Genomic DNA, 8428 nt, shown 5'->3' with positions numbered 1-8428 from the left:
TTGCCGCGTGATCCGGCTGAGCGACGTCACTTACCACTATCCGCGCGCGACCACCCCCGCGCTGGCCGGGCTGTCGTTGGAGGTTCCCGCCGGGCAGTTCTGCGCCGTCATCGGGGCCAATGGCGCGGGCAAGTCCACGCTATGCTACACGCTGGCCGGCTTCGTGCCCCACTTCTACCGGGGCAAGCTGACTGGCGGCGTCCAGGTGGCGGGCATCGACGTGCCCGCCTCAACCCTGGCCCAGATCGCCGGCAACGTCGGCCTGGTCTTCGCCAACCCGTTCAACCAGATCACCGGAGCGCGCTTCACCGTGCGCGACGAGATCGCCTTCGGGCTGGAGAACCTGGGTGTCCCCAAGGCGGAGATGGAAGCGCGCATCGACGACATCCTGCGCTTCGCCGGGCTGGCCGGGTTGGCCGACCGCTCCCCCTTCGCCCTATCCGGCGGCCAACAGCAGCGGCTCGCCATTGCCTCGGTGCTGGTCATGCGCCCCCAGGTCATCGTCCTCGACGAGCCGACCTCGCAGCTCGACCCCATCGGCTCGAAGGAAGTCTTCGCCGTCCTGCGCGACCTGGCGGCGACGGACGAGGCGACGGTCGTGCTGGCCGAGCAGAAATTGGAGTGGGTGGCCGTCTTCGCCGACCGGGTAATCGTGCTGCACGAGGGGCGGCTGGTAGCCGACGGCGCGCCGGGCGACATCCTGGCCTCGGAGGAACTGACGCGCTACGGTCTGGAGCCGACGCGCTACACCCAGGCCGCCCGTGCCGCCCAACGCGCCGGCTTGCGGCCGGCGGGGCGCGAGTTGCCTGTCACGCTTGAAGAGGCGGTGGAGTACTTCCGATGAATATCGTCATCGAGGACGTGACCTTCACCTACCCTAGCGGGACACACGCCCTGCGCGGCGTCACCCTGCGGCTGGACGCGGGCGAGGCCGTAGCCATCGTCGGCGAGAACGGCGCGGGCAAAACGACACTGGTCAAGCATCTGAACGGCCTGCTGAAGCCCACGACCGGCCGGGTGTTGATCGGCGACTGGGACACCCGCGAACATACCGTGGCCAGGATGGCCGCCCGCGTCGGCTATGTCTTCCAGAACCCGGACGATCAGATCGTGGAACGCAGTGTGGGCGAAGAAGTGGCCTTTGGGCCGCGCCACCTGGGCCGGACGCCGGCTGAGCAGGCGGCCGACGCCACCGCGGCGCTGGAGATGGTCGAATTGGTCGAGCACACGAAGACCCACCCCTATGACCTGACCGCGGCGCAGCGCAAACTGGTGACGCTGGCCTCGGTGCTGGCCATGCGCACGCCGGTGGTCATCTTCGATGAGCCGACGATGGGCCAGGACGCGCGCGGCGTGGCCCTCATCGGCCGCATCGTGGATGGGCTGAAGGCCGAGGGGCGCACCGTCATCACCATCACCCATGACATTGACTTCTGCGCGGCCCACTTCGGCCGCGTCGTGGCGATGGCCGACGGGCAGGTGTTGGCCGACGGCCCGGCGGCTGACGTGTTCACCCGCGCCGATCTGCTGGCGACAACCAACGTCGAGCCGCCGCAGCTCGTCCGGCTGGCGCAGGCGCTGGCCCTCCCCCGCGCGCCGCTGACGGTCGAGGGGTTTGTGGAGACGCTGAAAGGGAGCGGGGGCGCAGGGGAGCAGGGGAGCAAGTAGCAAGTGGCCGGTGGTCAGAGAACAGTGTTCAGTGGGTCAGTATTCAGTAGGCCAGTGAAAAGCTCCCCCGCCCCCCTGCTCCCCCGCGCTAACACGGAGAACCTATGATCTTCATCCTCGGCGACATCCTGGCGGACTACGTCATTCGCATCGAACAACTGGCGATTGAGCCTAAGGACTTGCAGCGCGTCTCCTATTTGGCGCTGGGGCCGGGCGGGGCGTGCAACGTGGCGATCATGGCCGCCCACCTGGGGCTGTCCGTCGGCGCGCTGGGCGAGGTGGGGCGCGACCTGGTCGGCGAGATCGTCCTGGAGGGGCTGGGCGATGAAGGGGTAGACGTGTCCCGCGTCATCGTCACGACCGACGCCCGCACGCCGGTCGCCAATGTTCTGCTGGACGAGCGCGGCGAGCCAGCCTATCTGGGCTTTCCGGGCAGCTTGCAACTGATGAGCCTGCCGGACGAGTGGCGGCCGGTCATCGCCGGGGCCGAAGCGCTCTACGCCGACGGTTGGGCGGAACACGAGGGTGTCCCAGGCATCGTCCTGGCCGCGCTGCGCGTGGCCCGCGAAGCCGGCGTCCCCTCCTTCTTCGATCCCGGCCCTGGCAACCCCAAGATCGACAACGCCTGGCACAGCGAGGCCGCGGCGCTGGCGACGGTGCTACTGGCGACGGAAGATGAGGCCCACCGCCTGTCCGGCGAGGTGGACCCGGTCAATTCGGCCCGCCTGCTGCTGTCGCGGGGCAGCGAGTTGGTGGTCATTAAGCGAGGCATGGCCGGCTGCTTCCTGCTGACGGCCGACGACCTCCACATCGCGCCGGGGCTGCCGGTGGCCGCCCGCGACGCGACCGGCGCGGGCGACAGCCTGGCCGCGGCCATCATCTATGGCTATCTTAACGGGCTGGGGCTGGAGCAGTTGGGCGACCTGGGCAACGCCACCGGCGCGGCCAAGGTGCAAAAGTTGGGCACGGGCCACAACCTGCCGACCGTGGCCGAGGTCAACGCCATGTTGCAGCGCTTTGGCTCTGAGCTTAAGCTGTAGGAAAAAATGAATGGAGCGAATCGATAAGAGCGACACAGAGGGACACGGAGGGCAGACACAGAGAGACACAGAGCAAAGTCTCTGCTTCTCTGTGTCTCTCTGTGTAGTCTCCGTGTCGCTCTGTGTTCCTCTAATCCCCTTTGCTCCCTCGGTTCACTACGAATTCTCAGCCCGCGAGCAATAGCTGCAACCCTATCGCCAGCAAGAAGAGCAGCGCCAGGCGTTGAAAGCGCTCGGCGTCCACGTAGCGGCAGAGCCGCACCCCCAGAAAGTGCCCCACCAGCATGGCCGGCGCGAACAGCAGCGCCGTCCGCCAGACCGTCGCCGTCAGGTGGCCGGCCAGACCATGCGACGCCAGAGCCAGGACGCTGCTGAACAGGAAGTAGGTCTGCAAATTGCCGCGCAACTGGTCAGCCGGCCAGCGGCGCGCCGTGGCGTAGACGATGACCGGCGGGCCGCCTGTGTTGTAGGCTCCCGTCAGCACGCCGGAGGTGAAGCCGGCCAGATAGGCCCACAGCCGGCGCCGCGGCGGCGGCACGGCCAGTCCCAGCAGCACGTAAGCGGCGTAGAGCACGAGCGACGCGCCCAGCGCGCGCGTCACCAGCGCCTCATCGACCCGCGAGAGCAGCCAGACGCCGAGCGGGATGCCCACCAGCGCCGGCAGGCCCAACTGGATGAGGTCGCGCGGGGTGACGTGCGCCCGCCAGTGGAAGGCGTTGAGCAGCGTCGCCAGAACAGTGATGAAGGCGAAGGCGGGCGCGGCCGTCTTGACGCCGATCAGCATCACGAGCAGCGGCATGGCGATGAGCGCTCCACCGAAGCCCAGCACCCCCTGAACCAGCGCCGCGGCGAAGACGACCAGCGCGATGAGCATCACCGCTCGTAACAGGCAAACTGCTGGCCCAGCCCGTCCAGCGCGTGCGGATCGAAGTAGAGCGCGTGGAGCCGCATCCCGATGGCCGGTCGCAACAACTCCCCTTCGACCAGACTGCTGAACGGCTGGCCGCCCAACAAGCGGTGGGCGACGGTGGTGTAGAGCCGGTCGAGCACGTCGTCGGCCAGCAACAGGTGGTGGACGCGCGGCCCGGTCGCCATGTAGACCGTCCGGTAGCCGAGCCGACCCAGCGCCTCCACCGCCTGCCGGCCGCTCACGTCCCGCTCGCCAGCCACGATGACTTGCCCCGCCTCGTTCTCCAGCCGGCGCGCCCGCTCCCGGTCGGCCGCGCCGTGGGTCAGGATGACCACGCGCCGGCCGGACTGCGTCAGGAATTCGGGCACGGAGAAGTCGAGGCTGCCGCTGACCAGGGCCAGATCGGGATAGGGCGGCAGGCCGCGCTCAGCCCGCCAGCGGCCGAGATCTGCAAAGCGCGGGTCGTCATAGACGCGCAGGATTTCCTGGGCCTGGCCCTCGGCGTAGTCGCGCAGATACCGGCCGCTGCTGATGATCACGTCGGCCTGGACGGCCAACTCCTGAAACAGCCGCCAGTCGCGGTCGTTGGCCGTGTCCTTGGGAACCGTCATCCCTTTGCCTTCCGATCGCGGGATGGCGATGCGCCCGTCAATGCTGGTCACGTAGTTGGTATAGACGAAGGGGCGTCCCAGCGCCGCGCCGTGTTGGCGCAGATCGTGGCGCAGGTAAAGGCCGGTCAGCGGCGTTTCCCGCGCCGGCGTCGGGTAAAGCTGCCAGATCGTGTCGGCGTCCATCGTTGCTCCTGCCCGGCGTCACGCCGCCGGGATGCTGACCAGATACTCGACCTGCCCCAACTGGAGCCGAAACCCATCCTTCAGCATGTGGACGGCGGCCACCTGGTCGTCGTTGACCCACGTCCGGCGGCTGCCCAGATCATAGATGAGGTAGCGCCCGCTCTCGCGGCGGATCTCGGCGTGCTGCGGCGATAAGCCGGGCAGGACGATGTCATTGTCGGGCGCGCTGCCAATGCGCGTCACCGGATCGCCCAGAGTCAGGCGCTCGCCGCCGCCCGCGGGCATGAGCCAGGCCCCAGCCGCGGCCTTGAGCGGCGTGGCCGGAACAGGCTTGGGCGGTGTAGCTGGAGCGGGCTTGGGCGGCGGCGCGGCCGGCGCGGGTGGGTGGGCGTTGACTGTTGGACGGTTGTTGGTCGCCGCCGGCCGGACGGGCGCGGGCGATGGGGTGACAACGGGCGCGTCCAGCGGGTCGAGCGTCACTTCCACGCCGCCCAGGGCGCGGGCGAACAGGTTGTAGAGCAGCGCGCCCACCGCCGCGGTCAGCCCCGTCAGCAGCATCACCGCCGCGGCCGTGCCCAGGGCGATAGCCAGCATCAGCGCGCCGCCGCGCGTCCCCAGCGCCGTCAGCCGGGCCTGGGTGTCGCTGAGTTGCAGCAGTTGAACGAGATCGACCGTCAGCCCTTCGCCCAATGGCAGGGGGATGACGAAGTTGAGGCGAGCGAGCCACCCCTGGAGTTGCAGCAGCGCGGCGCGAACCAGCCAGCCCAGTAGGAAGCTGGGGATAAGCGAACCGACGAGACCGAGGAGCAGCCCATAGAGCAGAGCCGAGATGGGATTGACGCGGCGGATGGCATAGCGCATGAGTCTATGTTATCCGAATCCGCGCCGGGGCAAAAACGGCATACCTACATCCTGGCGCTAACTCCGTCCCAAAGTTGTCATTTTCGTCCCCTTTTGGCTATCATACGTCTATCGCGTGTCATAGCCAGGAGGTGGCGAGATGAACACCGGGGACGTACTGCAGAATCGTTACCGCATCGTCCGGCAGGTGGGCCAGGGCGGTTTTGGCGCGGTCTATCGCGCCTGGGATACGTCGCTCAAGCTGCCGGTCGCCGTCAAGGAGAACCTGGACACCGGCCCCACCGCCCAGCGCCAGTTCGAGCAGGAGGCTATCCTGCTGGCTAACCTCTCTCATCCCGGCTTGCCCCGCGTCACCGACCACTTCGTCGTGCCGGGCCAGGGGCAATACCTGGTGATGGAGTTCGTCGAGGGCAAGAGCCTGGGCGATATGCTGAACGAGCGGGGCGGCCCGCTGGGCGAGGCCGAAGTCCTGCCCTGGTTGCGGCAACTGTGTGACGCCCTGGAGTACCTGCACAGCCGCACCCCACCGGTTATTCACCGCGACATCAAGCCGCAGAACGTCATCATCACCGCCGAGGGCCGGGCCGTTTTGGTCGATTTCGGCATCTCCAAGCGCTTCGACCCCAACCAGGCCACCACCATCGGCGCGCGGGCCATCACGCCCGGCTTCAGCCCGCCCGAGCAGTACGGCCAGGGCAAGACGGACGCGCGCAGCGACATCTACGCCCTGGGCGCGACCTTCTACGCCCTGCTGACCGGCCAGGAGCCGCCGGAGAGCGTGCACCTGATCGGCGGCAGCGCCGCCCTGCCCTCGCCGCGCCAGATCAACCCCGCCCTCAGCCGGGGGATGGAGGCGGTCATCCTGGACGCCATGAACCCCCACATCGGCCTGCGCCTGCCGAGCGCGGCGGCCCTGCGGCTGGCGCTTGATACGCCAACGTCCTCCGGCCGGGCCTCGGCCGCGGCCGGCGCGCCCATCGCCATGACCACACAACGCGCGGCCACGTTCGACGCTCCGTTTGACGCTGATGTGACATCGGAACGCCCCGCCCGGCCTAGCCGTCCCGGCTGGCTGTGGTTGGCCGGCGCGCTGCTGCTGGTAGTTTTGGCGGTGGCGGGCGTTCTGCTGTGGAGCAACCGCGGCCAGGGCGCGACGCCCGAACCGACAGCCGCGCTGGCTATCGCCGCCGACGGGGGCGAGCAGACCGCGCCGGCGGCCACCACCACGCCAGCGCCAACGCTCACCCCGGCGCCGGCCAAGACGGACGCGCCGACCATGGAACCGACCATCCCACCCACCGCCGCGCCGACGGCCATCCCGCCGCTGCCCGGCGGCATCCCCCTGACCGAGCAACTCCTCGTCCCCGCCGGCCCCTTCATCCAGGGTAGCGACGGCGACACCGAGGGCGCGGCCCCGGCGCGCACTGTGACGCTCGACGCCTTCCGCATCGACCGGCTGGAGGTGACCAACGCCCAGTACGCCGCGTTCCTCAACGAACAGGGCAACCAGTCGCAGGGGGGCGTGCCGTGGATCGACATGGCCGATGACGAAGTGCTGTTGGCCGAGTCGGGCGGCGTCTTCGGGCCAAAGGCCGGCTACGACAACCATCCCGTCGTCCAGGTCAGCTGGTATGGGGCCAAGGCGTATTGCCAGCGCGTCGGCCGCCGCCTGCCGACCGAAGCTGAGTGGGAGAAGGCGGCCCGCGGTGAAGACAGCCGCGCCTACCCCTGGGGCGACACGGCGCTGAGCTGCAACCTGGCGAACTTCTGGGAGCAGCCGTCCGGCTGCGTCGGCGGGACGACGCCCGTCGGCTCGTACCCGCAGGGGGCCAGCCCCTACGGCGCGCTGGACATGGCCGGCAACGTCTGGGAGTGGGTGGAGGATTGGCACGACCCCGCTTACTACGGCGCCGCGCCAGCCGACAACCCGACCGGGCCGGCCGTCGGCGAGGCGCGCGTGGTGCGCGGCGGCTCCTTCCTGGACAAAGGCTCGTGGGCGACGACCTTCCACCGCCATCCCGGCCTACCGGAGAACCAGTACGCCCACACCGGCTTCCGCTGTGCGGGTTCGGAATAAGCAGGAAATAGCCCGCTGATGACGCTGATGGGACGCTGATTGTCGCTGTCAAGCCTTGTAAATCTGCGAAATCTGCGGATTCTTCCTTCTTTGATCGGGAGAGCATCGTGACACTCAACGCCGGCGACGTACTTGTCAAACGCTACCGCATCGTCCGGCCGGTCGGCCAGGGCGGCTTCGGCGCGGTCTATCGCGCCTGGGACCTGTCGCTCAAGAAACCAGTGGCCGTCAAGGAAAACTTTGACGCCGATCCGCTGGCACGAGAGCGCTTTGAAGGGGAGGCGATCCTGTTAGCGCAGTTGAGCCACCCGAGCCTGCCGCGGGTGAGCGACCATTTCATCGTGCCCGATCAGGGGCAATACCTGGTGATGGACTTTGTCGAGGGGAATAGTTTAGAGGCGCTGCTCAAGGAGCGCGGTGGGCCGCTGGACGAGGCCGAGGCGTTGCCCTGGATTGTGCAGGTCTGTGACGCGCTGATTTATCTGCATACACGCACCCCGCCGGTCATCCACCGCGACGTGAAACCAGCCAACGTCATCATTACCGCCGAGGGGCAGGCTGTGTTGGTTGACTTCGGCATCTCCAAGCTGTTCGCCGCCGACCGCGGCACGGCTACCGCCTTGCGCGCGGTGACGCCCGGCTACAGCCCGCCGGAGCAGTATGGCGTGGGCCAGACGGACGCCCGCAGCGACGTCTATGCCCTGGGCGCGACGCTCTATACGCTGCTGACCAACCGGACGCCGCCGGAGAGCGTGGCGATGATGGCCGACTCAGGTACACAACTACCGCTGCCGCGCCAACTCAACCCGGCCATCCGGCCACTGACCGAGCAGGCCATCCTCCAGGCAATGGCCCTGAGCAAGTCTCAGCGCTTGCAGACAGCCGAGGCTTTTCGCACGGCGCTCCAGCCCTCCACGCCGGCGCCTCTGATCCGCGGCATGGCTGCGGGCCGGGTTACCGCGGCCCACCTGACCAACGGGTTGGCCGCGCCGGCTGAATCGGCCACATCCCACTCTCCTTCCCGGCCGTGGCCGCTGATGGTGCTGGTGGGACTCGCGGCGCTGGCGCTGCTGGCCTG

At 68.5% G+C, this 8428-nt stretch carries 8 protein-coding genes; 5 read left to right on the top strand and 3 right to left on the bottom strand.

All coding sequences use genetic code 11. From position 1 onward, the window contains the following. The 3 genes from ACE3UY_RS06705 to ACE3UY_RS06695 form a co-directional block, all read left to right on the top strand. On the top strand, positions 1-844 hold an 844-nt coding region (locus ACE3UY_RS06705; protein WP_374686774.1), incomplete at its 5' end, for an energy-coupling factor ABC transporter ATP-binding protein. Then, on the top strand, positions 841-1668 hold the full coding sequence (locus ACE3UY_RS06700) for an energy-coupling factor ABC transporter ATP-binding protein (protein ID WP_374686773.1): 828 nt from the start codon (positions 841-843) through the stop codon (positions 1666-1668). The genes ACE3UY_RS06705 and ACE3UY_RS06700, both read left to right, overlap by 4 nt. A 104-nt stretch (positions 1669-1772) precedes the next feature. Continuing rightward, on the top strand, positions 1773-2708 hold the full coding sequence (locus tag ACE3UY_RS06695; protein WP_374686772.1) for a carbohydrate kinase family protein: 936 nt from the start codon (positions 1773-1775) through the stop codon (positions 2706-2708). A 166-nt stretch (positions 2709-2874) separates the two neighbouring features. On the opposite strand, the gene ACE3UY_RS06690 is transcribed toward ACE3UY_RS06695, so the two are convergent. From ACE3UY_RS06690 to ACE3UY_RS06680, 3 genes are read right to left on the bottom strand one after another with little or no spacing between them, the layout of a single operon-like run. Further along, a complete protein-coding gene (locus ACE3UY_RS06690) occupies positions 2875-3582 on the bottom strand; it encodes a sulfite exporter TauE/SafE family protein (RefSeq protein WP_374686771.1) in 708 nt (235 codons plus the stop codon). Continuing rightward, positions 3582-4412 carry a RibD family protein gene (locus ACE3UY_RS06685; RefSeq protein WP_374686770.1) on the bottom strand — a complete coding sequence of 277 codons (831 nt, stop codon included), beginning with the start codon at positions 4410-4412 and terminating at the stop codon, positions 3582-3584. The genes ACE3UY_RS06690 and ACE3UY_RS06685 overlap by 1 nt, the downstream gene beginning before the upstream one ends. An 18-nt stretch (positions 4413-4430) precedes the next feature. Further along, complete coding sequence (locus ACE3UY_RS06680) at positions 4431-5273, bottom strand: DUF3566 domain-containing protein (RefSeq protein WP_374686769.1); 843 nt, start codon at positions 5271-5273, stop codon at positions 4431-4433. A 139-nt stretch (positions 5274-5412) separates the two neighbouring features. On the opposite strand from ACE3UY_RS06680, the gene ACE3UY_RS06675 reads away from it, so the two are divergent. Continuing rightward, positions 5413-7350: a bifunctional serine/threonine-protein kinase/formylglycine-generating enzyme family protein gene (locus ACE3UY_RS06675; protein WP_374686768.1), complete on the top strand. Its 1938-nt coding sequence runs from the start codon at positions 5413-5415 to the stop codon at positions 7348-7350. Between the two features lie 107 nt (positions 7351-7457). Next, positions 7458-8428: serine/threonine-protein kinase (locus tag ACE3UY_RS06670; protein WP_374686767.1), on the top strand; the 971-nt coding region annotated here is incomplete at its 3' end.

The organism is Promineifilum sp. (SeqCode), assembly GCF_041918635.1.
Taxonomy (GTDB): domain Bacteria; phylum Chloroflexota; class Anaerolineae; order Promineifilales; family Promineifilaceae; genus Promineifilum.
Note: the sequence above shows the minus strand (reverse complement) of the source record. Positions and strands in the feature narration are given on the sequence as shown.